The sequence below is a fragment of the Bacillus sp. E214 genome, assembly GCF_008087365.1.
Lineage (GTDB): Bacteria > Bacillota > Bacilli > Bacillales > Pradoshiaceae > Pradoshia.
The window spans coordinates 206,923-232,526 of record NZ_VENN01000003.1; the positions used below are offsets into that span (position 1 = coordinate 206,923).

The following is a 25,604-nucleotide window of genomic DNA, read 5'->3' on the forward strand; positions in this document are numbered from 1 at the left end:
ACTGTTTGTTGAAACAAAACATTTTTCGTCATGAAGGTCGCTGAATAAGATTATATAGTCGGCGTCAAGTGAGGGGCGATAAACTATATAGAAAGAAAATCGAAAAGGGTAACACCCTCAATTGAGAGTGTTACCCTGTCTTTGTGTATATGATCTAGAATCGTTAATTACCCATTCACAACAGAGCCGCCATTGACATGAAGGACCTGTCCGCTGACATAGCTGGAATCATCACTTGCCAAATAAACATAAGTTGGGGCTAATTCGGATGGTTGTCCAGCACGTCCAAGTGGAACGTTTTTACCAAATTCAGCCACTTTATCAGCCTCGAATGTAGCAGGAATTAATGGTGTCCAAATTGGTCCCGGTGCTACTGCATTCACGCGGATTCCTTTGCTGGCAATACTATTGGAAAGCGCACGTGTAAAGGATACAATGGCACCTTTCGTTGAAGAATAATCAATCAATTGTGCATTACCTTGATAGGCTGTTACAGAAGTTGTATTAATGATGGAGCTTCCTTTAGATAAGTGAGGAAGGACAGCTTTTGTTAAATAGAATTGTGAAAAGATATTGGTTCTAAATGTTTTTTCTAATTGTTCATCACTGATATCCAACAGGCTCTCCTGAGGATGCTGTTCAGCTGCGTTATTGACTAAGATATCAATTTTGCCGAATTCACTTTTAACTTTTTCGGCGACTTCGCGGCAAAAAGCACTGTCACCTATATCTCCAGCCAATAGCATGCATTGTACGCCTTCGTTTTCCACTAAATCTTTTGCTTTATTCGCATCCTCGTGTTCATTCAAATACACAATCGCAACATTGGCGCCTTCTTTAGCATAATAGTGGGCAACAGATCGGCCAATCCCACTGTCTCCGCCTGTGATAATCGCTACTTTTCCTTTTAATTTATCGCTGCCTTTATAATTTTCATCGACTTCTTTTGGTTCAGGATGCATTTCGTTTGTTACACCAGGTTGAGTATCCTGTTCTTGGGCTGGAAATCCATCTTTACCGATTTTTATATCTTCATTCATTTCACAACATCCTTTCCAATTAATGTTTCCCTATTGTTATTCCTCATTTATGGAAAAAGAAACATGGAAATAGGATTAAAGTTAAGGATGTTTTATTACTTACAAAAAAAGCACTGGAAAATAAGGTGTATGTAAAAAAATGTGATGATTTGCTGATTTTAATGTCGTTTTGTTAATGCTCAAAACAATAGGATCCAAGTAGTGATAGTGAAGAAATTCAGGATTTTTTAACCGAATTAAAAATAAACCCTTTGAGAAGGTTGGGCTATTAAGGGTAATGCTCACTGGATGGACTGAAAATTTTAAAGCATTAGAGAATAAGAGTTTTATTCCTGGGCTTCAGTGGGCATCACTGCACAAATAGTTCCCTATATTAAACCTGAAAAATAGAAAAAAAGCCATCGTGTAGCCGATGGCTTTTTAGATGCAATTCAATATGCCTCTATAAGTAGCTCTTCAAACCTATGTAACTACTAGCGGAAGTTGATAAATTGAACTTCAATAGAAAGATCCGCTTCCCGAATGGCTGCAATAACTTGCTGAAGATCATCCTTGCTTTTTCCGGTCACACGGATTTGATCGTCCTGTATTTGGGATTTAACTTTGTTACCCACATTTTTAACAATTAAATTAATTTTCTTTGCGTTGTCTTTATCTATTCCTTGAACTAATTTAGCTCGTTGACGAACTGTGCCGCCTGAAGCGCCTTCCATTTTTCCATAATCAAGGTTCTTGATGGGAACGCCGCGTTTTATGAGCTTGCTCATCAAAACATCCTTTAACTGCCCCATTTTGTAATCATCGTCAGAAACAAGCACGAGTTCCTCATTTTCCAGCTTAATATCACTTTTGCTACCTTTAAAATCATAACGTGTTTTTACTTCCTTCATTGCCATCGTTACAGCATTTGTTACCTCTGATAAATCGATTTTTGACACCACGTCAAATGAGCTTTCTTTAGCCATACGATCCCTCCGTTTTTATTTTATTATAAAAAAAGCACTATATAAGTTCAATTACAAGTAAAAAAGAGGATTTTTTATTGAAATCCTCTTTATACACAGTTAATATGTTGAAATGGAGATTTTACTTATAAGTGATCAGTCTTTTTTGAAAAAGATTTTTTTCCGGCTTTTCGGTTTTTCTCTTCCTGAATATTTTTAATTTCATTTTTAGCTTGGTTATCTCTGGCTTTTTTATCATTATCTGAAGTATGATATCCCATGTGTGCTTACTTACCCCTTTGCAAATTATTTACTACGAATATGTGTAGTATGCTGCAAGTAGGGGAAAATATGTATACATCAGAATGTATTTCAGGATAGTTTATTTAAGAAAAATATCGCAATGGTACCTGGACCGGCATGAGCGCCAACAGTTGCACCGACAGATGAAATATATACGGATTTTGGTTGGAAATTTTCTTCAATTAATCGCTTGAATTCCATAGCTTTTTCGATATCATCGCCATGACTGATTCCAATTATTTGTTTATCTAATTGGTCTCCTCGTTCTTTCATTACATCGATGACGGCTTGCATCAGTTTTTTGCGGCCGCGGAATTTATCCAGTGGAACCAGTTTGCCATCTTCAACATTTAGCAGTGGCTTGATATTCAATAACCCGCCGAAAAAAGCAGATGTTTTGGAAATTCGGCCACCTCGAGCCAGGTATTCCAAATTGTCTACCGTAAATAAATGTTCCATATGGGAGGCTGAAAACTGTGCTGTTTCTTTCAGTTCTTCAAGACTGGCTCCTTTAGCAGCTTTGCGTACGGCTTCCATGACGACTAGGCCATAGCCCAAAGACGCGCATTTACTGTCGACAATTTCTAATTGAAGATCCGGGTACTCAGCTTTAACTTCGTCTCTCATCATAACAGCTGTTTGATAGGTACCGCTTAATTCGGAAGAAAATGCGACATAAAGTCCGGGTTGTTTATTTTTTGCCAGCTCTTCGAATTTTTCGTAAAAACTTTGTGGAGACACCTGTGATGTTTTGGGTGCTTTTCCTTCGCGCATGGCATCGTAGACTACTTTTGGTTTGATTGTAACTTGATCATCATATTCATTGTCATCAAGATGTACTTTTAATGGAAAAAGAATGATGTTGTTATCCTGGAAGTATTCTAATGGCAAATCGCTTGCACTATCAGCCAAAATTTGTACACTCATATAGACACCTACTTTTTTAAAATTTACTTAGTTTAATTATAAGTCTATTATCTTTTATAGAAAACAAAAATTGTTCACATATCTATCTATCATGGGGAATTTATTTTCAGTTGTCAACTTAAGGAGGAGCTAAATTTGGTTTGGAATGAAACAAAAAAAATACTGGCTGTTGTGGTTGGAGCTTTATTAAATGCAATCGCAATGAATTATTTCTTGATACCTGCAAACGTGTTTGCGAGTGGGTTCACGGGTACAGCCCAAATTATATCAGCAGCATTGGACATGTTTACGAATATTAATTTATCTACAGGTATATTATTACTTGCTCTTAATATTCCGATTGCTATTCTTGCATGGTTTAAGGTTGGAAGGTCTTTCACAGTGTACAGCTTTTTAGCTGTTGTATTAATGTCATTATTCTTAGAAATATTACCGGTACAATCCTATTCAGATGATATTATCCTAAATGCTGTTTTCGGCGGTGTAATTGGAGCGGCCGGTGTGGGAATCACACTGCGATTCGGTGCTTCCACTGGTGGTATGGATATCGTGGCAATGATTCTTTCTAGAATCAATGATAAGCCAATCGGCATTTACTTTTTAATGCTGAATGGAGCTATTGTAGCCATTGCGGGGCTTATGTATTCAGAAGAACAGGCACTTTATACATTAATTTCATTATATGTTTCTACGAGAGTAATTGATGCTATTCATACAAGACATATAAAAGTTACAGCTATGATTGTAACAAGACATGCAGATGAATTGAAGCAGGCGATTCATTCCAAGCTGGTACGCGGAATAACAATGATTCCTGCTGTTGGAGCCTTTACGGGCGAAGATAAAAATATGCTAATGATTGTGATAAGCCGTTATGAGCTATATGATTTACAAAGTGTTATTCAGGAAGTAGACCCACATGCATTTACAAATATCGTTCAATCTACCGGAGTTATCGGTTCTTTCCGGAAAGATTGACAAGGAATAAACCCTTTCCGTGTGCTTTAGAGCGAACGGAAAGGGTTTATTTTTGAATGTAGGATAAGAATGAAGATGCATAGAGAACTAACTATCCTCAATATAGAAAGCGCTTACAATAAATGCTTTTTTTTGCGAAAAACATTTATCTTATAAAAAAGCGAAGGTAAAGTAATTTAAATTATTTTGAAATGGTGTTAAGAAAACATGGCCAAGGGCTGTTCATTATAAATTATTACCTTTGATTATTAAATCGACTGGTGGATAAGTATATAAAAATACGAAAAGGCTTACATTCATTATTTAGAATCAATATAAACTGAAATACCCTAAAATAAATAAATTTTACCAAAATACAAATTTTGACAATTTAAACCCTTTTCTAATTCTAGGTTCTATACTACAATCAACAATAAGTTCTCTTTTGAGAACAAAAAAAGAAATGTATGGAGGTTGGGATGGAAGATACAGTAAGTTTTAAGGATATTTTAAGTGTATTAAAGAGACGGTTAGTACTTATTATTTTGATGACGTTAATAGCGGCTCTGGCCAGTGGCATTATTTCCTATCTCTTTTTATCTCCTTCGTATGAATCATCCACACAAATTCTTGTCAACGACACTATGAACACGAACGAACAACAAAATCAGGATAAGAAAACAAAAAAAGAGGACGCCAAAACTGATAGCAATGAAACTAATTTAATCGACCCTAATCAAGTCCGTGCGAATATTGAATTGATTCATACATACAGTATGTTGATCAAGAGCCAGGCTATTCTAGCAGATGTAATTAGTGAGCTCAGCCTTGACAGAAGCATCGATAAATTAAATGAGCAAGTCACAGTAAACACGACTCAAAATTCTCAAGTTGTTGAAATAGTCGTCAAGGATCAGGACCCTGTTCTGGCAGCGAAAATGGCCGATAGTATTGCGACAGTATTCCAGCAAGAGGTTACTACATTAATGAATATTGATAATATTCATATTCTCGCGAATGCAAATGTTGAAGAGCCTTATGGGATATTTAATCCAGATATGATTAGAAATGTACTGATTGGTTTTTCATTAGGCTTATTTTGTGCTATTGGGGTAGCTTTCTTGTTGGAGTACCTCGACCCTACAATCAGAGATGAAAAAGATATCCTTTATGAATTAGGTATACCGGTTATCGGAAATATCCCGGAAATTAAAGTTAGCAGCAAAAGCATGGAAAGGCAGATGGAGGACAGCCGGGTGAAAATAGGAGGACGTACATTTGAGTCGTAATAGAAATAAAGACTTGCTGGTGAGCAAGGAAAGAGCGAAATATGCACAAATTTATAAACAATCGATTGTGAGTGAGCAGTACAGATTGCTGCGCTCAAGCATAACGTTTTCTCGAATTGGTAAAGACATCCAGACTCTGCTTGTCACATCTCCAAACCACGGGGACGGCAAAACGACCACCGCCGCAAATCTGGGTATCGTGCTGGCCCAGCATGATAAAAAAGTCATCGTCATTGATGCTGATTTAAGAAGACCGAAGATTCATAAATTATTTGACCTTAAACAATCTGATGGCTTAACAGCTATTCTTGCTGGCAAAGCGACTGTGGATGAAGCTATATGCATTTCAGATATACCAAATCTCCATATCATCCAGAGCGGTCCCGTAACCAAAACATCGTACGAGCTCTTAACAGCAAATCGAATAGAGGACATTATCTCGATTCTAAGCCAGCAATATGACACCATAATATTTGATACTTCACCTATCTTGTATACCGCTGAAACGCAAATACTTGCTAATCTTTGTGAAGCTTCCATGCTGGTCGTGAAAAGCGGTCAGACATTAAAAGAAGATGCAAGAAAGGCAGTAAATGTTTTACAAGATTCCAAAGCGGAATTATTGGGAGCTTCATTAAATGGAAATCCAATAAAACCAAAGGCTTATCAATATAACTGATTATTAAGGAGTGGTTAAATGCAGGTTATCCTTTTATCTGGAGGATCGGGGCAAAGATTATGGCCTTTATCTAATGATTCACGTTCAAAGCAATTTCTGAAAGTATTGGAAGGGCATGATAAGACAAACGAATCAATGGCTCAGAGAGTATGGCGACAAATGGATGAAGTAGGACTAATGAAGTCGGCAGTTATTGCGACGAGTAAGAAACAAGTGGATATCCTGAAAAATCAGCTCGGCTCAAACGTTCCCCTTATTATTGAGCCAGAGCGGCGGGATACTTTTCCGGCAATTGCTCTTGCTGCCTCCTACCTATATTCGATCAAAGGAATTAGCCTAGATGAAGTAGTTTCCGTTTTGCCCATTGATTCTTACGTGGAAAATGATTTCTATGAATCTGTGAAAAAATTGGAGGATACGCTAAACACAACAGATTGCAGTATTGCTTTAATGGGAGTGGAACCAAGCTATCCTTCTACTAGTTTTGGCTACATCGTTCCAGAAAAGAAAAATGATGGGCTAGTTCTTGTTAGCCATTTTGTAGAAAAGCCGACAGAAGAGTATGCACAAAGATTGATAAAGGAAGAGGCATTATGGAATTGTGGTGTATTTGCATTTAAGTTAGGTTTTATGATTTCGATTTTAGAAGAAATGAATTTGCCTATAGAGTACGAACAGCTACAAAATGTCTATGAACTCCTGCCTAGTATTAGTTTTGATTTTGAAGTTGTCGAGAAAACGATGAATATTGTCGCTCTCCCCTATAAAGGAATATGGAGGGACCTGGGGATTTGGAGCACCTTAACTGAGCAAATGATCGAGACTGTTCAAGGCTTAGGTGTTATTTGCCCAAAATCTCATAATACCCATATCATCAATGAGCTGGACATTCCAGTTGCGGTTCTTGGTATGCCAGATGCGGTGGTTGTCGCGAGCCCCGATGGCATCTTAGTTGCCAATAAAGGTTTGAGTCATGATCTTAAGAAATTCATATTTCATTTTAATCAAAGGCCGATGTATGAAGAGAGACGATGGGGGTCGTATAAAGTCCTTGATCAAACCGTCTATGATAATGGGACAGAAGTGCTCACAAAAAGAATAACCATTCATGCCGGCAGCAATTTAAGCTATCAGGAGCATAATAAGAGAAAGGAAGTTTGGACTATTCTCAAAGGTGAGGGTTCTTTGGTACTGAATGAATATATATACGATGTGAAGCCGGGAAGCGTAATTGAAATTCCAGCTGGCACAAGACATGCATTGAAAGCTATTTCCGACTTGGAATTAATTGAAGTTCAAAAAGGTAGTTCGCTGACGGAGGAAGATGTGCATAGAATTAGCATGGAATGGGATGAAATTCTTCCTATGATTAGCTCAGTGACTCTTTAGTACATTTATATAGTTCGTTATTAAGAACAAAGAGAGCTATATAGAAACGTAATAGAAGGACTGAATATTCAAGCCAAAAGTAAAAGTAAGCATATTCATGGGAAAAAGAGTGAATGAAATTCTTTCTCTGATTAATTCAATCACTCTTTAGTATACCTATAAAATTCGTTATTGAGAACAAAAGGGGGCTGGAATGGAAAAATAATTAAAGGACTGGAACAACTCAAACCAAAAGTAAAAGCCACCATATATCAGGGGAAAAAGGAGTGAATTCATTGATTTCTTCTAAGGCAGGGACTGCACAGGAAGCGTTCGCAGAACCGAATGAGCTTGATAACAAGAAATTATATCTAGTATCTAAAAGATACTTAGACATTATTCTAGCTGTAGTGGGTCTTCTGCTGTTAATTCCTGTATTTTTTATTGTAGCCGTCTTGATAAAAATTGAAGATCCTAAGGCTTCTGTGTTCTTTAAACAAATACGTGTAGGCAAGGATGGAAAAACATTCTGTATGTATAAGTTCAGATCTATGGTGATGAACGCAGAGCAACTGATAGAGACACTGCTCAATCAAAATGAGTCCAGTGGGGCTATTTTTAAAATGAAAGAGGATCCTAGGGTTACAAAAATAGGACGTTTTATTCGCAAGACGAGTATTGATGAATTGCCACAACTGTGGAATGTTTTGAAAGGAGAGATGAGTTTGGTCGGTCCCAGGCCGCCATTGCCGAGAGAGGTAGAAAGTTACTCTGACTATCATAAACAGCGTTTGTCCGTTATTCCCGGCTGTACAGGATTATGGCAGGTTACTGGTAGAAGCAGTGTCGGCTTTGAAAAAATGGTTGAGCTGGACCTTTATTATATTCGTAAGCGCCATTTCTTTTATGATATAAAAATCATTTGCAAAACGTTTATCGTAATGTTCTTTCCTAATAATGCTTATTAGGAAAGAACAATAAGAAAGAAGTGATAGTCATAAATAATATTTATGTTTTATATCGACTTATTCTAAATCGTACGGTGGGAGTTACTGATGATTAAAGAATCAATGTTGTTATCAATTAATCGATTTGCCAAATCAATTGTCCAAGTTTTTTTAACTATTCTTATAGCCAGATTACTGACCTTAACAGAAATGGGCCTTTATCAGCAAATCTTTTTGATTGCAGTAATGGTAGGTGCTTTTATTCCGTTTGAGATGCATACAACGTTCAGTTATTTCTTTAACAAAACGGATAATGAACGTGAAAAATCATTAGTGATAACCAATACGTTCTGGGTTTTGTTCATTCTTGGTGTACTGATGATTTTCGGCCTGTATACTCTATACAATATTGAGTTTTTATTAAAGGATAGCCCATTGCGCAAATATGAGATTTGGATTGGATTTTGGAGCTTTGCAACCATAATGGGCTGTTATTTAGAAAATTTGTTTGTTTCTATTAAGAGGGCTAAAATTTATAGCTTTATTAATTTATCTTATTATTTTGCCTATTTCCTGATTATTGGCTATACATTATATGCGACAAAGGAGCTACTCTTAACAATTAAACTGATTGCCCTGTTTGAAATCGTTAGAGTCATCATTTTGCATCTGTTTTTCCATAAGATTCATGGCATGTCTTTAAAAGGAGATCTGCCATTATTAAAACAGCAGCTTAAATATACAGCGGCAGTTGGAGCAGTAACAGCCATCGATGTGATTACACAGACAAGTGATAAAGTCATCATTTGGTTATTCTACTCAATAGAATTGTTTGCAATTTATTCAATATCATCAAAAGAGATTCCTTTCATGTCTATTATTACTGTAGCTGTTATAACAGCGATGCTACCAAGACTAGGTCGTTTATACAGCATACAAAGGCGGAAGCTAGAAGCCTTAAATCTCTGGTCAGAATCAAGCCGATTACTATCATTAGTCATGTTCCCTATTTTTTGGATTCTATTTTTCTATCATAAAGAGTTTATCGATCTTTTATACTCTGATACTTATTTAAGCGGATCCATCATCTTTTTAATATATTTAATGAAATTCCCGCTTCGCTTTACAGTTTTTTACACGCCTTTACTTATATCCGGTAATCAAAAGCTAGTTTTAAAAAACGCGCTTATCACGGTTATTTGCAATATCGTTCTAGGACTAGCATTGATGGGGTTATTTGGGTACATCGGGGTAGCTATAGCTTCTGTTATCTCATGTTTTATTAGTATTTACCTGCAGCAAAGAGATGTATGCAAAGTATTTGAAATTCGGCAAAGGGAGCTTCTACCCTACAGGTCAATTTTGATGACATTTGGAACCTCAGGTTTCACCGCAGGAGTGGTCTATTTAATTATCTCCTTTTTGCCTGGTCATCAATTTATCCATTTTTTTTCTGGCGGCATAATCACCATGCTGTTATGCATAGGGATCGCGCTAGTGAGAAAAGAAGTATCTATTCCCTTCTTATTCAATAAACCGATTGTTTTAAAGGTTAGGAGATAAAAAACTTAATAGGGAGTGTTGTAAATGAAAGGAATTATCCTTGCTGGAGGTACCGGATCGCGGCTTTATCCTTTAACAAAGGTCACCAATAAAAATCTGCTTCCAATCGGAAAATATCCAATGATTTATCATTCAGTTTATAAACTGAAGGAGTCCGGAATTGAAGAAATATTAATTGTAACGGGCAGAGAACATATGGGGGATGTAGTTGATTTGCTTGGCAGCGGCTTTGAATTTGGAGTTGAATTTTCTTATAAGGTGCAGGAAAAGGCCGGCGGTATAGCAGAGGCTCTTGGACTTGCTCGCGATTTCACTGAAAATGAGAAAATGGTCGTCATTCTTGGAGACAATATTTTCACAGATACAATTCGACCTTATGTGCAGCATTTTGCGCAACAGGAGAGTGGCGCGAAAATTTTAATTAAAGAGGTTGAGGATCCAAAACGTTTCGGTGTTCCGGTTATATATGACGGCAGAATCATCGCGATAGAAGAAAAACCAATGGTACCAAAATCGAACTATGCAGTGACGGGCATTTATATGTACGATTCGACCGTTTATAGGATAATTGACCAGCTTACCCCATCAGCGCGAGGTGAAATGGAAATTACAGATGTCAATAATCACTATATTAAGGAGGGTTTACTGAAATTTGATGTGCTGAGAGGGCGGTGGACAGATGCTGGTACACATTCTTCTTATGCACAGGCTAATATAATGGCTCAAAATATGGATTTCAGCAATTTATTTGAAAAAGAAGCAGTGCTCATGAAATAAAATTCAGCAATCATAGATAGATTCATTGAGTTTATAATGAGCAGATAAATGGACTGAAAATAGGGGTTAAGGAGACTGATCCAAATGAAAAAGTCCCATTTGGGCAATGTTGCAATGGATATCTTTAATATAAAGGAAGGCTTATGTGTGATAGAATCCCGTCTCATAAACAAAAAGAAAGCAGCAATCTATTTCTTAAATGCCCATTGTTATAATATCGCGCAAAGGGACAATGATTACAGGGAAATCATCAATAGAGCTGACTTTTTGCTGAATGACGGCTTTGGGATTAGATTAGGAGCTAAGTTGTTCGGTATCCAGCTTAAGGAAAATTTGAATGGAACTGATTTTATCCCAATGCTGTTGCAATTAGCGAGCGAAAAAGAGTACAGTGTGTTTTTGCTTGGAGCAGGTCCTGGCGTTGCTGAACTAGCTAAACAAAATATACAGGCAGTCATGCCGAATATTAAGATTGTTGGACAACGGAGTGGATATTTTAGTGATGAAGAGAATCAAGAAGTTATTCAGCAGATTAACGATGTATCGCCAGATATCTTAATTGTTGGCAGAGGAGTGCCTATCCAAGAAAAATGGATTGACCGGAATAAAGATGCACTTGATGCTAGAGTCATACTTGGCGTTGGCGCTTATATTGATTTTGCATCAGGTCGGATCCCGCGTGCTCCTAAGCTTATAAGGACCTTGAAGATGGAATGGGTGTTCCGTCTTATGTTAGAACCGAGACGCATGTGGAGGAGATATTTGATTGGCAATTTCCAGTTTTTTTATTACACCGTCAAAAATAAGTTGTTAGTTAATCAGGAAGCGGAGATCCAACGCTAATAGAGGAAGGAATATGGTGCGTATGAAGCCAAAGGTTTGTACGATAATTGTGAATTTTAATGGTACGCAAGATACGATTGCTTGTTTGAAATCACTGAACAATATAACATATGCCAATCATGAAGTAGTTGTCGTAGATAATGCTTCAAAAGAGAATGCTAGTTTAAAAGAATTTATAGAAGAGTCCAGGTTCCATTTTCTTGAACTGGGTGGGAATCACGGATTCGCCGCTGGGAATAACAAAGGGATTCACTATGCGCTTAGCCATATTGCTGATATTGACTACTTTCTCTTACTAAACAATGATACAGAAGTTGATCCCTATTTTCTTGAACCGCTTGTAGCTGAATGTGAGAAGGATAAAGAAGTTGGTGCTTGTTGTTCCCATATCAATTACCACAGTAAACGCAATAAAACATGGTATGGGGGCGGAGATATAAAGTGGTTAACAGGACGAGTACTGCATAAAACATTGGAGAGGAATGGAAAAATAGCTAGTGATGAGAATTTTCTAACTGGTTGTGTGTTTTTATTTCCGGTGGACATTCTTGATAAAGTTGGGTACTTGAATGAAGATTATTTTCTTTATTATGAGGATGCAGCCTATAGTCTTGAAATAAGAAAGGCTGGATATAAATTACGATATGTCCCTGATTCACTTGTTTTTCACAAAATCTCAGCAACTACCGGCTATCGTTCACCTCTCTCCAATTATTACGGAACAAGAAATAATTTGCTGTTTATGTCCATTTATGCCAACAAGTTAAATTTTCTTCTATTTTTAATGTTCTTTATCGGCAAAAATTTTGTTAAATACTGTTGGTATATTTTAAGGGGCAAACAATTTAAAAAGGTTGCGTTTGCCATCCAAAAAGCATTCTCCGATTTTGCTGCGTCAGCAAGCGGAAAACGTGAATATCCTTTTATGTAATAAATAAAGGAGGAGCTCATTATCAAATTTTTATATGGTCTGATCCCCCATTCGCTGAAAAGGGGATTGAGAGTCTATATATTTAAGAAGAATAATAAGTCAGTATTTATTGGTCCTTATGTTGAAATAGATCCGGCAACAACAAAGGTCGGAAAAAATTGCGCAATAAATTTATACACAAGTATTTCGAAGACAACTATTGGTGATTACACCTATTTTTCTGCTAACTGTAGTATCATGCATGCCAATATAGGTTCCTTTTGTTCGATAGGTCCAGACAGTAAAATCGGTCTCGGCAGTCATCCGACTGACTTCATATCGACATCTCCCATTTTTTATTCCACCTCAAAGGTGGTTAATAATATCAATTGGGTAGATCGGGATTACCATGTGGAATTTAAGAAAGTGAATATTAGAGATAACGTCTGGATTGGGGCAAATGTCTTTATTATGAATGATATCGAGATAGGTGAAGGAGCGATTTGTGCCGCAGGTTCTGTCATTACAAAGGATGTTCCACCTTATTCCATAGTGGGAGGAATACCTGCAAAAGTATTAAAATATCGCTTTGATGCCAATACGATTGAACAGTTGCTAGAGTTACGATTATACCAAAGAAGTGAAGAATGGCTTAAGGAAAATTTATGCGGTGCCATTACACCGGAAGAATTGCTAAATAAGGAAGTCACTAAGACGAAATCAATAATTTAAGAATACAAAGATTTGACTGAATTTATTAAATGGCAATCCACTAAAAGGGAGTAGACTAAATGATGCCCATACTTATACAAGTTCGTTTGACTTCACTATTGAAGGATACGAAATTTTGGTTAGTTATCTTGATTGTTATGAGTGCTCTTTTTTTTCTAGCTGTCCAAATCAAGCCCCCTGATAAGACAGATGGATTGCCAGAATCATCAGTTGATGAGGTGGCCAAGTCAATCGACCTTCAAGAGGAGATCGACCAGGTGAGTGCCAATGGGGGAGGGATTGTTAACGTGCCTAAAGGCGTTTACGAAGTCGATACAAAAATTATTTTAAAGTCAAATGTCCACTTAAAAGGTGCAGGGATAGGAAAAACCATTCTTAAGCTAAATCTAGAAAAGAGTAAAGGTACACCGGATGATTCTTCTATTCTCGTATCAGAATCGAATGCTCAAAATATTAAAATCAGTGCTTTAACATTTAATGGGGAGAAGGAAAAACGGGAAAAGCAAATTAATGACGGATATTCTCATACAGTTGTTTTGCAATTTGTGGATGGCTTTGATATTAGCGAGGTTGAAGTTGTTCGTTCTCCTAGTGCCTCTATCATGCTCTTTAATACGAAAAACGGAAAGGTCAGAGATTCAAGAATCATTGATGGGGGCTCAAATGGAATAATCGGGTTGCAGAGTACGGAAAATGTCCAAATCATGAATAATATCATCAACCACACCGATCATCAAAATGGTATATTCATCAGTTATCAGGAAGGAAAGTCCAGTCATAATATCACCATTGAGGGAAATAAGGTCGATGATGCCGGTGATTTTGGGATTGAAGTCGGGCATCTTGTTGAAGACGGCCATGAGCAGCATGAAAATATTGTTGTTCGAAATAATGAAGTAACTGGCTCACGGAATTCAGGGATTGCCTTTCGCACAGTCAGCGATGGGGTAATTGAAAACAATACAATTAAAGGCTATGGAAAAACAGGCGGATACGGTGGAGATGGCATCTTTGTAGAAGGCTGGAAGAATAAGTCCGTAAATGTCAAAGTTTTGAATAATAGGGTTGAGCAAACATATAACACTGGTGATGCCAATGCTATTTACGTGACAGGAATGGACAATACAATCATTGAAAATAATGAAATCATCGCCAGCAGAGGGAAAGGTTTATTCATTCAAGCATCCAAGATTGGAAAGCAGACAGGAGATTTTCCAGATGGAATCAGGCAATTCAATGACATTACTGTTCAGGGTAATCGGATTGCTGATGGGCGTAAGGAAGGAATCCACATCCAAGGTTATAAGGCGCACGGAATCAGCATTTCTGATAACGAAATCAGCCATAACCAGTCGACGGGACTCTTCATTGCAAATTTAAACGTAATGAGCTCTGGTCTTGAAGTAAGAAAAAATCAAATAAGTGAAAATGGGCTGGCTGGGATTGAAATGTATAGCCAGGAGGATTTTCTCCTTGAAGGGAATTATTTAAAAAATAATGGAAAAAAATCCGAGGAACTGAAGAACCGATCTGCAGTCGTTCTCTCTCATGTTGGAAATGGCAACCTCAATCAAAATACATATGAAGATGACCAAAAATTGCCGACGCAGAAATATTATTTACAGATAGCAGAAGCTACAGCAACAGTCAGTCAAGAAAATATGGACTTCATTGGTACTAATCCAAGATTAAGAAATAGTACGGCCCATTACTTAGAATAGTCATTGGAAATCATAACGGTGGAGTTCCTAAAAGGAGGGGGATCGGTGAACAGCTTGCTCATGAACACCAATAATCGGCAGTTTATTCAAATAGCAATGGCGGTCATTCTTGCGATGGTCGTTGGAGTCTTTGCTGCCTTACCGCTTGTCTATTTACCTATCATCATATTGATTATAGCGGTCATTTTTTTCTTTCCATTATCAGTTGAGAGAATTTTCACCTTCATTGCCCTGTCCATTTTTATTGACCGATCGTTTATTACCTTTCAGGGATCATATATACGGATCTTTCAAATATTGTTTCTAGCATTATTTTTAAAGTTTGCGATTGAATATTTGCTCTCTAGACGGGAAATTGTACATGCCCCCTTATTTATCCTGATTAATTTATGGGTCTTCAGCTATTTTTTTAGTATTGGCCATTTAATCAGTGTGGGGGATTTCTGGGAATCTGTCGTTGGGCAACTATTTTTGAACCTATTCTATTTTATTTCTGTGCAATGCATCTATAGTAAAGGACTTTCTTACTTTGACAAGATTTTGAAATACACCATTATTTCGGGTGTTATTGTAACTTTTGTCGGAATCCTGCAATGGATTGGATTCTTTTTTGGATTTGAATTTGGGCTCAGCCATTATGAAGAGATAGGAATTCCTAGACCTTCATCATTTGCCCATGAACCTGACTGGTATGGCTTATTTGCCGGATATTCCGCTGTCTGGTTTGTCGTGATGTATTTAAGAAAGGATTCCCGTTTATTTTCACAGCTCTTTATTTTGATTGGCATGTTTATGTGTTTTGTAGGTGTATTTATCAGTATGGCCAGAGCAAGCATTCTATCCTTAATTGTAGCAATACTCTTTATTTTAATTATCACAAAAAATATGAGAGCGATTAAACTGCTTGCGAGTTCAGCCATTATTATGATTGTGGGGGCGATGGTACTCTTCATCATAAACCAGGACATTTTCATGAAGGTATATGATCGCTTCAATCCAAGCACAAGTCTTGAAACCGACCAGGGAGCAGCAGACAGCCGGTTTGCATCAATCCAGCTGATGCTTGATTATATCCCGAAGCATCCGCTAGTCGGCAATGGCAGCGGCGGAATGTCGGAATTATCAATGAGAGATGATATTAGGCAGGAGTATATTTATGGAGGGGAATTAAACGCTGGGAAAGGGAATGCCAATATTTTTTTAACCGTATTGTTTGATACGGGTATCATTGGTCTGATTATTTTCCTGCTGATTCTTGGAAGGGCCGCCTGGATGATTCTGTCTGTTTATCATAAATCTAATTTCATACCTCTTGGCTTTTTAGCAGCTAGTATTTTTATCTTAGTTGATTTCAATTTCAATAATGGATTTAGAATGGGATTCGTGTGGTTTCATGCTGCTTTAATTGCAAGCTATTTCCTTCTCATAAGAAAAGAAAAGAGAAGACTTAATACCATACCGGGGGGAGAATTGGATAGATGATGAAACAAAGAGTGGGCATTATCGGAAGCGGGTTTATTGGGAAAGGTTTAGTAAATGCACTACATTTATTTAATGATATAGAAGTGACAAAGGTATTAACAAGAAGTAGGGTAGATACTCGAGGAGATTACCGATATCCTGATTTACTGACCCATTCAGTCGATGAGGTGATTGAGCATTCAGATGTAATTGTTGAGTGTACAGGGGATGTTTTGTTTGGCACCGATATGATTGCTAAGGTGATGGAAGCAGGAATTCCTGTCGTGACAATGAATACGGAGCTGCAAGTTACAACAGGCTCCTATTTTGCCAAACGAGGTTACATTACAGAAGCAGAAGGAGACCAGCCTGGTTGTTTGGCGGCTTTAAGAGAAAATGTTCTTCAGATGGGATTTGAACCAATGGTTTTTGGCAATATAAAAGGATTTTTAAATCCTAATCCTTCACCCAAGGATATGCTTTATTGGTCGAATAGAAATAAAATCAGCTTAGAGATGGTTACCTCGTTTACTGATGGAACGAAAGTGGAGTTTGAACAAACACTTGTGGCAAATGGGCTTAATACAAAGTTTTTGCCATCAGGGATAATGGGAATAAGCGCGGAAGATTTACAGGAGGGGGCTAATGCACTCGCATTAGAAGCCGATCAATTAGGATATCCAATCAGCGATTATGTTCTGTCGTCAAAGGCTCCTGCTGGGGTATTTATTACGGCTAAGCATTTGGATATGCAGGGGCAGCGTAATGCACTTCAATATATGAAGCTAGGGGATGGTCCTTATTATACGATTATCCAGCCTTTTCATTTATGCCATCTTGAAGTGGTCAAAACAATAAGAAGGGTTTTTGAAAAGAAAGAAGTATTATTAAATAATAGCTGTTTTCCATCCTATAGCATGGGATCGATTGCTAAGAAGAAGCTGAATATTGGAACTGTCATCAATAGAGGCATTGGAAGTTTTGAAGTGAGAGGGAAAGCGTTAAAGATTGAAGATGAGCCTAACCATATACCAATTGGACTCTTAGATTCGGTAAGGATTATAAAACCTGTAGAAGAAGGGGAAATACTGACCTTCTCACATGTTGAAATAGACGATAGTCTGGCCTATAGGGCATGGATGGAAATAAAAGAACAGTCCATATTATTGCAGGAAATTTAATGAATATATGAGAGGATGTGAATCATCATGAGAGTTCTCCATGTCATCAGACAATACAAACCAGTTATTGGAGGTATGGAAAATTATGTGGAAAACTTGGCCGTCCACCTAAAAGAAAGAGGGATTTATTCGGAAGTATTAACGTTAAATGCAGATTTTTCAAATGGTGAAAAATTTTCCGATTCTGCCATTATAAATGGGATTAAAATCAAGAGAATTCCTTATTTCGGTTCGCGGAGATATCCGATTGCGTTATCTGCTGTCAACTATATCTCTGAATTTGATTTAATTCATATCCATGGGGTTGATTTCCTGCTCGATTACTTAGCTGGATTAAAACCATTTCATAAAAAAACGATGATTCTCTCTACACATGGCGGGTTCTTTCACACGAAGAAGTTTTACCTTTATAAAAAGCTTCACTTCCATACTGTAACGAAGTATAGTTTGAAGAATATGAAATGGATTGTCGCTGTCAGTGAAAATGATTATAAATCATTTCGACCAATCTGTCCTGAGAGGCTAGATTTGATTGAATGCGGAATAAACTTTGACCATTATCATACGATTGCAGAGGAAAATGGGTACCCGAATCGGTTTATCTTTGTTGGAAGATTCTCGAAGAACAAACGAATAGACAAGCTTCTGCTTTTGATTAAGAAGCTGAAGGTAGAATTCCCAGATGTGCACCTATCCATTGTGGGAAGGGATTATGATAACTTAAAGGGAGAGTTAGAGAAACTTATCGATGAATATGAAATTGGAAATCATGTGGCTATTTGTGAGGCATTATCTGAAGAGGAACTCCTCAAGGAAATGGCCAAGGCGTCCTATTTTATATCCGCTTCCGAATATGAAGGTTTTGGGTTATCTTCATTAGAGGCGATGGCAGCGGGAAGGGTAGCATTGCTGAACAATATCCCCTCCTTTGAAAAAATGATTCAGGATGGCAAGAATGGCTATTTGTTGTCTTTCGATGATGTCGATTCTGTTGAACAAAAGGTTAAGGAAGTTTTATTCAACAAAGATATGGAAAAAGTCAGGCGGGCAGGAGTAGAGAAGGCTAGGCAAAATTCTTGGGGAGCAGTAGTGGAAAGGTTCATTGATTTGTATGAATCTATTCATAAAGAGGCAAATGATACCCATTCAAAATTGGCAAGCAAGTGAAATAAAGAGAGGGCGCAAGGAGTGTACCTTGGTGCCCTCTCTTTTTATTATTGAATGCTGTTTTCTAGGGAGTCAAGCACATCTTGCATTTGATGGAGTTGCGCCTGCTCAGCCAGTGTTGAATTCGCAAATGCAGAAGATAGCTCATTGCGTGCTTTAGTGATTAGTTCCTGTTGATTAGAGCTTTCTATCTGTGCCAATTCCACAGCTTTTTGAGCCCGACTAAATAATTCATTGCGCATTTACAGTCCTCCACAGGTAGAAGAATCTTGATTCTCTTCAGCCTCAGCCATCGTTAAACGATATGGGAATCGCTCACTATGTTTAGACACAGCCGTTTTACCTTGTTGAACAAAGCGCTTTGATTTATTTCTTTTTCCCATGGAAGTACCTCCTGCATTCAAGGTGTGACTCGAAAGGAAGAGTCATATCTATCATAACCAGACGGAGATTATGTTAGTCACGCAGATTTTATATTAAATTTCTCTTCAAGGAAGACTGCAATTCCATCTTCCTCATTTGATAATGTAATGTGATTAGCAACATTTTTCAGCTGTTCAATACCATTTCCCATGGCTACGCCGGTTCCTACATAATCAAGCATTTCTAGATCATTATCTTCATCGCCAAATGCGATAATATTTTTTCTGGAAATTCCTAAATCTTTTGATACCAAATCAACACCAACTGCTTTGCTCATTCCATTTCTAACGATTTCGATGACATGCCATGGATCTGCCCAGCGTCTGTGATCAATGACTTCAGCATGGACATCCGAAAGGTGTTTCCTGATTCCGGCGACATCATTTTCATCGGAATGAATAAGCATCGAAGTAGGGGAAGCCTGTAGAAATTGGCGTAGATCACCTGTAGTTATATTGCTGCTGCCGTGATGCAAAATATCAATTAATTTTTCATCATGGTAATGGAAATACACATCATCCTTTACCTCGGCAATAATATTGTGTAAACGATAATCGTCCATAGCTTCCACAATGTCTTTTGCCACTTTTATATCTAGCGGCGAATGATGCATGCCCCAGCCTGTATGGAGGGGATGGTGAATAAAAGCTCCATTAAAATTCACAATCGGGGTTTTAAATTGCATTTCACGATAATAAGGTTCACTGGATCGGTATGGTCTCCCAGTAGCAATCATCACTTCATGACCATTATTTTGTAATGTTTGCAATACTTTTTTAGTACGTGGAGAAATGGTTTTATCATCTTTCAATAATGTTCCATCTAGATCAAGTACAATTAAATGTTTATCTGACATATGGCTCTCCTTCTAAAATTATAAGTTGAATTAATTCCATTTAGATTCCTATTTTATATATCATAACAAGTATAGCCGTTTAATGGTATCGTTTGGTTTGTAAAAAAATATATAGAGAAGGGGAATAATAATGATACAAGTAGAGAAAGTATATGTTGAACATATTCCAATGCTTATAGTAGGTAAGCAGGATATGAATAATGTACCTCTCCCCGGATTTATTTTTCTTCACGGTTTTACCAGTGCAAAAGAGCATAATCTGCACTATGCTTATCTTCTGGCGGAAAAGGGGTTTAGAGTATTTTTGCCTGAAGCATACTTGCACGGTGAACGAGAGGAACGGGACATGAAGAAGGATTTATCGAGTTCATTTTGGAAAATTGTTATTTCCTCTATAAAAGAATTGCATATGATCAAAAAATATATTACAGAGCATGGATTAGCGATTTATGATTGTATTGGTCTTGGCGGTACATCTATGGGTGCAATCACGACACTTGGCGCACTAACTCAATATGATTGGATTCGTGTGGGAGTCAGTCTGATGGGAAACCCGGAATATAAAGAGTTTGCGCAGTATCAAGTGGAGGAATTTGAAAAACAGGGGATTGATTTAGGGTTTACGGAGGAAGAGAAATTGAAAGTATTCAGTACTCTTGAAGAACTTGATTTATCCTTGCAGCCCGATAAACTAAATAATCGCCCTCTTTTCTTCTGGCATGGGGAAAAGGATCCTATTGTACCGATTGCAGGTGGCCGTGCGTTTGTTGAAAACCTCCAGGAAAAAGTAGATTCTGGCAGAATTACTTACATATCTGATAAGACGGCCGGTCATGCTGTTACTAGAAGTGGATTACTGCAGGCCGTTAACTGGATAGAAGAGAATCTTGTATAAGGATTAAGAATGGTCAGATTAAGTGAAATTTGGTAGGATTGAAACAAGAACGTTGAGGAAGGAGATTTAACATGGATCAAGATATGAAAGATAGCCTTATGAGTGCATTGGAAGAAGTTTTGGACCCTGAATTGGGAATTGATATAGTAAACCTAGGCCTAGTCTATAATGTCGATATGACCGACGAAGGCGATGTGACAGTAACGATGACCTTAACCGCGATGGGCTGTCCATTGGCAGGTACCATTGTCGATCAAGTACGTTATGCATTAAAGGAATTGCCTGAAGTGAAAAACGTAGAAGTAGACATTGTTTGGACACCGGCATGGACAAAGGATCGTATGTCACGTTATGCGAAAATTGCCTTGGGTATACAATAATAAAGATTGAATATATTTGGAGAGCTGAGTTTAAGGCTCTCTTTTTTATGAAAAAAAATATCTTTAAGATATTCAAATATCAACTGGGTTAATAGAATCGGTTGGTCCTATTGGAATTGGTTTTTATTTCTGATAAAGTTAAAATAATCAAATTATTTGCAGGGGGACTCTTGTTACGAGTTGAGAAGGTTAAAACCTGACCCTTTGAACCTGTCAGTTAATACTGGCGCAGGGAGCATGAAGTACATAAGTCTACTCGATATGTGCGAAAAGCTCTTTTAAGATGTATAGAAGAGCTTTTTTGTTTCCAATTAAATAGTTGATTGCGGGGGGACTCAAATTGCGAGTTGAGAAGGTTAAAACCTGACCCTTTGAACCTGTACAGTTAATACTGACGTAGGGAGCGATAACATCACTTTGTTGATGCGAGACCCTTTTTTAGTATAGGAAATACCTGGTGCAGATGGAGTGGCTGTTGTTTCTGCTATTGCTTTAAGTGATTATCCACTTCAAGCGGTCGAATCGTTTAAGCAGCAGTTTGTATGTTAAGTATCATGAAATGAATTAGGGTTTATGGGAAGGATAAAAGTGAAAGAGTGAGAATCTCTTCCGCTATTATTCTTGATAGGAGGCATAACAAACATGCGTGAATATGACCTAGTCCAATTAAATGAAGAACAGGTAAGGCAATTAAATGAGTACCAGGAAAAACTCAGCGAGCAATTAGGCCAAGATATTATTCTGATTGCTTATCATGATGAGGAGGAAAGCATTTAATTCCTGTAAAAAGGCGATCAGCTATATAGCAATGAATCGCCTTTTTACATATTAGAAAAAAGATTTGGTGAATTGATCAAGAATATAGGAAGATTATAGATAGATGGTTTACAGTTAATATAGGTATTTATGAATCCTAAAACCATGCACAGAAGAGAAGGATAGAAGAAGGGATAGAGAAGAGTGATAGGGAATATTCGCATATGTACGGAAATTACCGAAAAACACTGGCGGTTGTTAATGGAGGCAGATCCTTCAAGACAGCAAATCGAAAAATATAGCGATACAGGCTATACCTTTGAACTTCTTAGTGATGATGATATAGCAGGAATTATTATTGTAACTCCCAAAACAACGGAACGAGTAGAAATTATGAATCTATCCGTAGATGAAAAATGGCGGGGCAGAGGATATGCGAAGGCCCTGATTGAGTATGCTTGTTCGTTTTCAGCTGCCAAAGGGTATCGCATCGCAGAAATAGGTACTGGAAATTCCAGTATCTATCAACTTGCACTCTATCAAAAGGTTGGTTTTAGAATTATGGGTATCGATCATGATTATTTTAGTAGGAATTATCCTGAGCCAATCTATGAAAATGGTATGTTATGCCGGGACATGATTCGTTTAGAAAGAAAACTTCAATTAAATAAGTAGTAGGTAGTAGCGCATATCATTTTGGGAAGTGATTTCATATTTGCAGTTTATCTATAAAATGAAGAATTAGAGACTGGGCATATGAATGTGACGGCCAGTCTCCATAAAAGATGTATATTATTTAGCCGAAGCTAAGACCCTACTAAATTTCTCTTTCCAGCTTTCTGATAAAGCATCGACGGAAAGGATACTTTGGATGGCCTCTCTATTGCTGGAGTCATGATGCATAATTTGATTGGCATATGCAATCGTAATGCTCTGTGGGGCTCGATCGATAATTTCAATGACAGAACCTTTAGTAAGGATACCCTCCTCCAAAACTCGTAAATAATAGCCCGAATAGCCACTTGCTCTAATCCAAAAAGGTAATTGGTCTATATTATGCCGAGCGGCAATTTTATAACAGGGTTCCCGTGGTTGGGTAACTTGAAATAGGCAGCCATCTGCCTTAAGAATGTCGCCAATCCTAACCTTATCCTCCGTTAATCCAAATATAGTTAAATTTTCTCCAAAATCCCCTGCTTTAAATAATTGTCCGATTTTCTCTGACCAGTAAGGGTAATGTTCTGAGGGATATACACATATTGCTTTATCAGGACCTCCGTGATGATTAAGGTCACTTTGTTTATCACCTTCTAAGTTGGTCTTTGAAACATGTATGGGATGGTGGACTTCATCTTTATAGATAGCAGATTGTACAATTTTACTCTTATAATGCAGAGATGCAGGTTTTCCTACACGTATTGACTCGATTGTTCCGCTGATCAAGCTAATCCCCTCTCTCATCTTTATTTCTTTAATAATAGCAAAAATAAAGACAGTCTATTCCGCATAGACGCAACTTATTACAAAATTAAAAATAGTGCCATACCCTTAGGGAAAAGTATACCTGGCAAACTAATAATAAGGAAATTCCATTATTTGTTTTTCAATGAAGAGAATGGTAGGATAGCTATGTGAACATGCTAATGTTTAGTAGAGATAGATTGAGATGGGAGAGAATAATATGTTTTCAAATATTGGAGTACCTGGGCTTATTCTTATATTAGTTCTCGCATTAATGATATTTGGGCCATCAAAGCTTCCTGAAATAGGAAGGGCATTTGGGAAAACATTAAAAGAGTTTAAAAATGCTACAAAAGATATAATAGAAGATGATGATGAAGTTAAAAAGAACAATAAGGTCAATATTGAGAAAACGCCAAATCCTTAATGTTTCATAAAAATTAAAAAGTACTATGATAAACCACCCTTTATTTTGCAGGCAGGGGTGGTTTTTAGTTTCTTCCTAGAGTAGTGCCCAAAGATGCAGCAATATATAGAGTACACGGTAATGAGGATATAGTAGTAAAAGACAATCTTTTTATATAACTATGTATAAAGGAAACTCCATTTTGAATCTTTTTTCAAAATGGAGTTTTTATTTTTTTGTTAAATGAATAGCTTTTAAAGCGACGAATAAATAATTAGGTCATTATTTAACCTGTCTGGCAGTGAATAACAGCATTTGTAGACTATAAAATGAAAGGTAAGGGGTAATTGTTTGAAAAATTTATGGAAAAGTAATCAAGGTCATAATACTACCTTTGACATAGTTTAATGATGATGAAGTTATATATTTTGAACTATATACATTAGGCAGATGACTATTTTTCTGAAAATAAATAAAAATACATTTGATTTTATAAATATACATACTATAATAGATAGATATTACAGAATATACAATCAATGGATGGGGTGGAAACATGAATGTATCTGTTGTAGGGGCTACAGGATATAGTGGAATGGAATTAATACGTTTACTTTCGAGTCATCCAACATTCCATTTAACGGCTGTATATTCATCTTCGAGTGCAGGTAATCGACTTGATCATGAAAATAGACAGCATTTTGGACTGATTCCCCATGTTTTAAGTGAAGTGGATCCAGGGCTAATTGCTAAACAAAGTGAACTTGTATTTTTGGCAATGCCCAGTGGCGTATCAAAGGAACTTGTTCCGGAACTGTATAAGAAAGGCTTGAAAATTATAGATTTATCCGGAGATCATAGGTTGAAAAGCGGAGAATTATATGAAAAGTGGTATAAAGGATCACCGCCATCAAACGATTTATTACAAAATAGTGTGTATGGACTATCTGAATGGAATCGGGCAGCAATCCGTGAGAGCCGTTTAATCGCAAATCCTGGCTGTTACCCGACAGCTACTTTGTTAGGATTGGTTCCGCTTTTATCAAATGAATTAATTGAATCATCTGACATTATTATTGATGCTAAATCAGGTGTTTCAGGAGCAGGTAAAAAGAGTAATGATTCGAAACATTATGCCCATGTAAATGATAACCTATCAATCTATAAAGTACATCAACATCAGCATGTACCTGAAATAGAGCAACAATTATCAGAATGGGACTCTGAGCTGGCGCCTATTATGTTTACTACTCATCTCATTCCTATGACACGTGGAATAATGGTGACGATGCATGCAAAGGTAAAGCCTGAAGTAACAGCTGAACATATTCATAATGCTTTTCTAACAGCTTACCAAAATGAATTCTTTATTCGTTATAGGGGTGAAAATAGCTTTTCATCGACAAAGGAAGTGTATGGCTCCAATTTTTGCGATATAGGTTTCAGAATGGATGAGAGGACAGGAAGAGTCACCGTCGTTTCTGTAATTGATAATCTCGTCAAAGGAGCAGCAGGCCAAGCGATTCACAACGCAAATATTATGATGGGACTTGAAGAAACAGAAGGTTTACGTTTTTATCCAGTCTATCCTTAAGGAACAAAGGGAGTGGAGATAATC

28 protein-coding genes, 1 pseudogene and 2 riboswitches are annotated in these 25,604 nt (G+C 37.3%); of the genes and pseudogenes, 21 read left to right on the forward strand and 8 right to left on the reverse strand.

Going from position 1 to position 25,604, the window contains the following annotated elements; translation table 11 throughout:
• Positions 1–167: 167 nt before the first annotated feature.
• On the reverse strand, positions 168–1,040 hold the full coding sequence (locus FHY47_RS13510) for an SDR family oxidoreductase (RefSeq protein ID WP_066101576.1): 873 nt from the start codon (positions 1,038–1,040) through the stop codon (positions 168–170).
• A gap of 209 nt (positions 1,041–1,249) precedes the next feature.
• Between FHY47_RS13510 and FHY47_RS19300 the strand changes: the two are divergent.
• Positions 1,250–1,430: pseudogene (locus tag FHY47_RS19300) on the forward strand (hypothetical protein); the annotation flags it as partial.
• An 83-nt stretch (positions 1,431–1,513) separates the two neighbouring features.
• Here the strand turns inward: FHY47_RS19300 and FHY47_RS13520 are convergent.
• The 3 genes from FHY47_RS13520 to FHY47_RS13530 form a co-directional block, all read right to left on the reverse strand.
• On the reverse strand, positions 1,514–2,005 hold the full coding sequence (locus FHY47_RS13520; RefSeq protein WP_066101573.1) for a YajQ family cyclic di-GMP-binding protein: 492 nt from the start codon (positions 2,003–2,005) through the stop codon (positions 1,514–1,516).
• Positions 2,006–2,130: 125 nt separating this feature from the next.
• Positions 2,131–2,265, reverse strand: coding sequence for a DUF3941 domain-containing protein (locus FHY47_RS13525; protein ID WP_077247962.1), 135 nt, complete (start codon positions 2,263–2,265; stop codon positions 2,131–2,133).
• Between the two features lie 91 nt (positions 2,266–2,356).
• On the reverse strand, positions 2,357–3,214 hold the full coding sequence (locus FHY47_RS13530) for a DegV family protein (RefSeq protein WP_066101572.1): 858 nt from the start codon (positions 3,212–3,214) through the stop codon (positions 2,357–2,359).
• Positions 3,215–3,349: 135 nt separating this feature from the next.
• On the opposite strand from FHY47_RS13530, the gene FHY47_RS13535 reads away from it, so the two are divergent.
• From FHY47_RS13535 to FHY47_RS13600, 14 genes are all read left to right on the forward strand, one after another.
• Complete coding sequence (locus FHY47_RS13535) at positions 3,350–4,192, forward strand: YitT family protein (RefSeq protein ID WP_066101567.1); 843 nt, start codon at positions 3,350–3,352, stop codon at positions 4,190–4,192.
• Positions 4,193–4,650: 458 nt separating this feature from the next.
• Positions 4,651–5,460, forward strand: a complete 810-nt coding sequence (locus FHY47_RS13540; RefSeq protein WP_066101564.1) for a YveK family protein — start codon at positions 4,651–4,653, stop codon at positions 5,458–5,460.
• A complete protein-coding gene (locus tag FHY47_RS13545) occupies positions 5,450–6,139 on the forward strand; it encodes a CpsD/CapB family tyrosine-protein kinase (RefSeq protein WP_077247960.1) in 690 nt (229 codons plus the stop codon). Before FHY47_RS13540 ends, FHY47_RS13545 begins: the two co-directional genes overlap by 11 nt.
• 18 nt (positions 6,140–6,157) lie before the next feature.
• On the forward strand, positions 6,158–7,528 hold the full coding sequence (locus FHY47_RS13550) for a sugar phosphate nucleotidyltransferase (RefSeq protein ID WP_148630876.1): 1,371 nt from the start codon (positions 6,158–6,160) through the stop codon (positions 7,526–7,528).
• A 275-nt stretch (positions 7,529–7,803) separates the two neighbouring features.
• Positions 7,804–8,475, forward strand: coding sequence for a sugar transferase (locus FHY47_RS13555; RefSeq protein ID WP_066102381.1), 672 nt, complete (start codon positions 7,804–7,806; stop codon positions 8,473–8,475).
• Positions 8,476–8,562: 87 nt separating this feature from the next.
• A complete protein-coding gene (locus tag FHY47_RS13560) occupies positions 8,563–10,017 on the forward strand; it encodes an oligosaccharide flippase family protein (protein WP_066101556.1) in 1,455 nt (484 codons plus the stop codon).
• Positions 10,018–10,041: 24 nt separating this feature from the next.
• Entirely contained in the window at positions 10,042–10,794 is a 753-nt protein-coding gene (locus FHY47_RS13565) for a sugar phosphate nucleotidyltransferase (RefSeq protein ID WP_066101553.1), read from the forward strand.
• A gap of 84 nt (positions 10,795–10,878) precedes the next feature.
• Complete coding sequence (locus FHY47_RS13570; RefSeq protein ID WP_066101550.1) at positions 10,879–11,637, forward strand: WecB/TagA/CpsF family glycosyltransferase; 759 nt, start codon at positions 10,879–10,881, stop codon at positions 11,635–11,637.
• A 13-nt stretch (positions 11,638–11,650) separates the two neighbouring features.
• Positions 11,651–12,568, forward strand: a complete 918-nt coding sequence (locus FHY47_RS13575) for a glycosyltransferase family 2 protein (RefSeq protein WP_066101547.1) — start codon at positions 11,651–11,653, stop codon at positions 12,566–12,568.
• A 66-nt stretch (positions 12,569–12,634) separates the two neighbouring features.
• Positions 12,635–13,279: a CatB-related O-acetyltransferase gene (locus tag FHY47_RS13580; RefSeq protein WP_066101544.1), complete on the forward strand. Its 645-nt coding sequence runs from the start codon at positions 12,635–12,637 to the stop codon at positions 13,277–13,279.
• A 59-nt stretch (positions 13,280–13,338) separates the two neighbouring features.
• Positions 13,339–15,000: a right-handed parallel beta-helix repeat-containing protein gene (locus FHY47_RS13585; RefSeq protein WP_066101542.1), complete on the forward strand. Its 1,662-nt coding sequence runs from the start codon at positions 13,339–13,341 to the stop codon at positions 14,998–15,000.
• Between the two features lie 45 nt (positions 15,001–15,045).
• Positions 15,046–16,482: an O-antigen ligase family protein gene (locus FHY47_RS13590; protein WP_066101539.1), complete on the forward strand. Its 1,437-nt coding sequence runs from the start codon at positions 15,046–15,048 to the stop codon at positions 16,480–16,482.
• Positions 16,479–17,642 carry an NAD(P)-dependent oxidoreductase gene (locus tag FHY47_RS13595; RefSeq protein WP_066101538.1) on the forward strand — a complete coding sequence of 388 codons (1,164 nt, stop codon included), beginning with the start codon at positions 16,479–16,481 and terminating at the stop codon, positions 17,640–17,642. Before FHY47_RS13590 ends, FHY47_RS13595 begins: the two co-directional genes overlap by 4 nt.
• 27 nt (positions 17,643–17,669) lie before the next feature.
• Positions 17,670–18,809 (forward strand): glycosyltransferase family 4 protein, encoded by a 1,140-nt coding sequence (locus FHY47_RS13600; protein ID WP_066101536.1) that lies wholly within the window; start codon positions 17,670–17,672, stop codon positions 18,807–18,809.
• A gap of 47 nt (positions 18,810–18,856) precedes the next feature.
• Here FHY47_RS13600 and FHY47_RS13605 read toward each other — a convergent pair whose 3' ends face one another.
• The 3 genes from FHY47_RS13605 to FHY47_RS13615 all read right to left on the reverse strand — a co-directional run bounded on the left by FHY47_RS13605 (position 18,857) and on the right by FHY47_RS13615 (position 20,088).
• On the reverse strand, positions 18,857–19,051 hold the full coding sequence (locus tag FHY47_RS13605) for a DUF3813 domain-containing protein (protein WP_066101532.1): 195 nt from the start codon (positions 19,049–19,051) through the stop codon (positions 18,857–18,859).
• Positions 19,052–19,192 (reverse strand): competence protein, encoded by a 141-nt coding sequence (locus tag FHY47_RS13610; protein WP_066101530.1) that lies wholly within the window; start codon positions 19,190–19,192, stop codon positions 19,052–19,054.
• Between the two features lie 77 nt (positions 19,193–19,269).
• The gene (locus FHY47_RS13615) at positions 19,270–20,088 is read right to left on the reverse strand and encodes a Cof-type HAD-IIB family hydrolase (protein WP_066101526.1); all 819 of its coding nucleotides are present in this window, start codon (positions 20,086–20,088) and stop codon (positions 19,270–19,272) included.
• 130 nt (positions 20,089–20,218) lie between these two features.
• Between FHY47_RS13615 and FHY47_RS13620 the strand changes: the two genes are divergently transcribed.
• The 4 genes from FHY47_RS13620 to FHY47_RS13630 all read left to right on the forward strand — a co-directional run bounded on the left by FHY47_RS13620 (position 20,219) and on the right by FHY47_RS13630 (position 22,794).
• Positions 20,219–20,983: a prolyl oligopeptidase family serine peptidase gene (locus tag FHY47_RS13620; RefSeq protein ID WP_066101523.1), complete on the forward strand. Its 765-nt coding sequence runs from the start codon at positions 20,219–20,221 to the stop codon at positions 20,981–20,983.
• Positions 20,984–21,054: 71 nt separating this feature from the next.
• Entirely contained in the window at positions 21,055–21,363 is a 309-nt protein-coding gene (locus tag FHY47_RS13625; RefSeq protein WP_066101520.1) for a metal-sulfur cluster assembly factor, read from the forward strand.
• Positions 21,364–21,513: 150 nt separating this feature from the next.
• Positions 21,514–21,615, forward strand: a riboswitch (TPP riboswitch).
• 65 nt (positions 21,616–21,680) lie between these two features.
• Positions 21,681–21,783, forward strand: a riboswitch (TPP riboswitch).
• Between the two features lie 222 nt (positions 21,784–22,005).
• Entirely contained in the window at positions 22,006–22,140 is a 135-nt protein-coding gene (locus FHY47_RS19305) for a hypothetical protein (protein ID WP_257468970.1), read from the forward strand.
• A 183-nt stretch (positions 22,141–22,323) separates the two neighbouring features.
• Positions 22,324–22,794, forward strand: a complete 471-nt coding sequence (locus FHY47_RS13630) for a GNAT family N-acetyltransferase (protein WP_254654683.1) — start codon at positions 22,324–22,326, stop codon at positions 22,792–22,794.
• Positions 22,795–22,911: 117 nt separating this feature from the next.
• Here the strand turns inward: FHY47_RS13630 and FHY47_RS13635 are convergent, their stop codons facing one another.
• Positions 22,912–23,580, reverse strand: coding sequence for an MOSC domain-containing protein (locus tag FHY47_RS13635; protein ID WP_077247959.1), 669 nt, complete (start codon positions 23,578–23,580; stop codon positions 22,912–22,914).
• A 220-nt stretch (positions 23,581–23,800) separates the two neighbouring features.
• On the opposite strand from FHY47_RS13635, the gene FHY47_RS13640 reads away from it, so the two are divergent.
• Both FHY47_RS13640 and argC read left to right on the forward strand, forming a co-directional pair.
• Positions 23,801–24,007 (forward strand): twin-arginine translocase TatA/TatE family subunit, encoded by a 207-nt coding sequence (locus FHY47_RS13640; RefSeq protein WP_066101510.1) that lies wholly within the window; start codon positions 23,801–23,803, stop codon positions 24,005–24,007.
• Between the two features lie 535 nt (positions 24,008–24,542).
• Positions 24,543–25,580: an N-acetyl-gamma-glutamyl-phosphate reductase gene (argC, locus tag FHY47_RS13645; protein WP_148630880.1), complete on the forward strand. Its 1,038-nt coding sequence runs from the start codon at positions 24,543–24,545 to the stop codon at positions 25,578–25,580.
• The last annotated feature ends 24 nt before the right edge of the window (positions 25,581–25,604 follow it).

Excerpts from the sequence above, each read along its gene's own strand:
- FHY47_RS13510 (WP_066101576.1), bottom strand. The coding sequence starts at position 1,040 with ATGAATGAAGATATAAAAATCGGTAAAGATGGATTTCCAGCCCAAGAA.
- FHY47_RS13520 (WP_066101573.1), bottom strand. The coding sequence starts at position 2,005 with ATGGCTAAAGAAAGCTCATTTGACGTGGTGTCAAAAATCGATTTATCA.
- FHY47_RS13525 (WP_077247962.1), bottom strand. The coding sequence starts at position 2,265 with ATGGGATATCATACTTCAGATAATGATAAAAAAGCCAGAGATAACCAA.
- FHY47_RS13530 (WP_066101572.1), bottom strand. The coding sequence starts at position 3,214 with ATGAGTGTACAAATTTTGGCTGATAGTGCAAGCGATTTGCCATTAGAA.
- FHY47_RS13540 (WP_066101564.1), top strand. The coding sequence starts at position 4,651 with ATGGAAGATACAGTAAGTTTTAAGGATATTTTAAGTGTATTAAAGAGA.
- FHY47_RS13550 (WP_148630876.1), top strand. The coding sequence starts at position 6,158 with ATGCAGGTTATCCTTTTATCTGGAGGATCGGGGCAAAGATTATGGCCT.
- FHY47_RS13560 (WP_066101556.1), top strand. The coding sequence starts at position 8,563 with ATGATTAAAGAATCAATGTTGTTATCAATTAATCGATTTGCCAAATCA.
- FHY47_RS13565 (WP_066101553.1), top strand. The coding sequence starts at position 10,042 with ATGAAAGGAATTATCCTTGCTGGAGGTACCGGATCGCGGCTTTATCCT.
- FHY47_RS13570 (WP_066101550.1), top strand. The coding sequence starts at position 10,879 with ATGAAAAAGTCCCATTTGGGCAATGTTGCAATGGATATCTTTAATATA.
- FHY47_RS13575 (WP_066101547.1), top strand. The coding sequence starts at position 11,651 with ATGGTGCGTATGAAGCCAAAGGTTTGTACGATAATTGTGAATTTTAAT.
- FHY47_RS13585 (WP_066101542.1), top strand. The coding sequence starts at position 13,339 with ATGATGCCCATACTTATACAAGTTCGTTTGACTTCACTATTGAAGGAT.
- FHY47_RS13595 (WP_066101538.1), top strand. The coding sequence starts at position 16,479 with ATGATGAAACAAAGAGTGGGCATTATCGGAAGCGGGTTTATTGGGAAA.
- FHY47_RS13600 (WP_066101536.1), top strand. The coding sequence starts at position 17,670 with ATGAGAGTTCTCCATGTCATCAGACAATACAAACCAGTTATTGGAGGT.
- FHY47_RS13605 (WP_066101532.1), bottom strand. The coding sequence starts at position 19,051 with ATGCGCAATGAATTATTTAGTCGGGCTCAAAAAGCTGTGGAATTGGCA.
- FHY47_RS13610 (WP_066101530.1), bottom strand. The coding sequence starts at position 19,192 with ATGGGAAAAAGAAATAAATCAAAGCGCTTTGTTCAACAAGGTAAAACG.
- FHY47_RS13615 (WP_066101526.1), bottom strand. The coding sequence starts at position 20,088 with ATGTCAGATAAACATTTAATTGTACTTGATCTAGATGGAACATTATTG.
- FHY47_RS13620 (WP_066101523.1), top strand. The coding sequence starts at position 20,219 with ATGATACAAGTAGAGAAAGTATATGTTGAACATATTCCAATGCTTATA.
- FHY47_RS13625 (WP_066101520.1), top strand. The coding sequence starts at position 21,055 with ATGGATCAAGATATGAAAGATAGCCTTATGAGTGCATTGGAAGAAGTT.
- FHY47_RS19305 (WP_257468970.1), top strand. The coding sequence starts at position 22,006 with ATGCGTGAATATGACCTAGTCCAATTAAATGAAGAACAGGTAAGGCAA.
- FHY47_RS13635 (WP_077247959.1), bottom strand. The coding sequence starts at position 23,580 with ATGAGAGAGGGGATTAGCTTGATCAGCGGAACAATCGAGTCAATACGT.
- FHY47_RS13640 (WP_066101510.1), top strand. The coding sequence starts at position 23,801 with ATGTTTTCAAATATTGGAGTACCTGGGCTTATTCTTATATTAGTTCTC.
- argC (WP_148630880.1), top strand. The coding sequence starts at position 24,543 with ATGAATGTATCTGTTGTAGGGGCTACAGGATATAGTGGAATGGAATTA.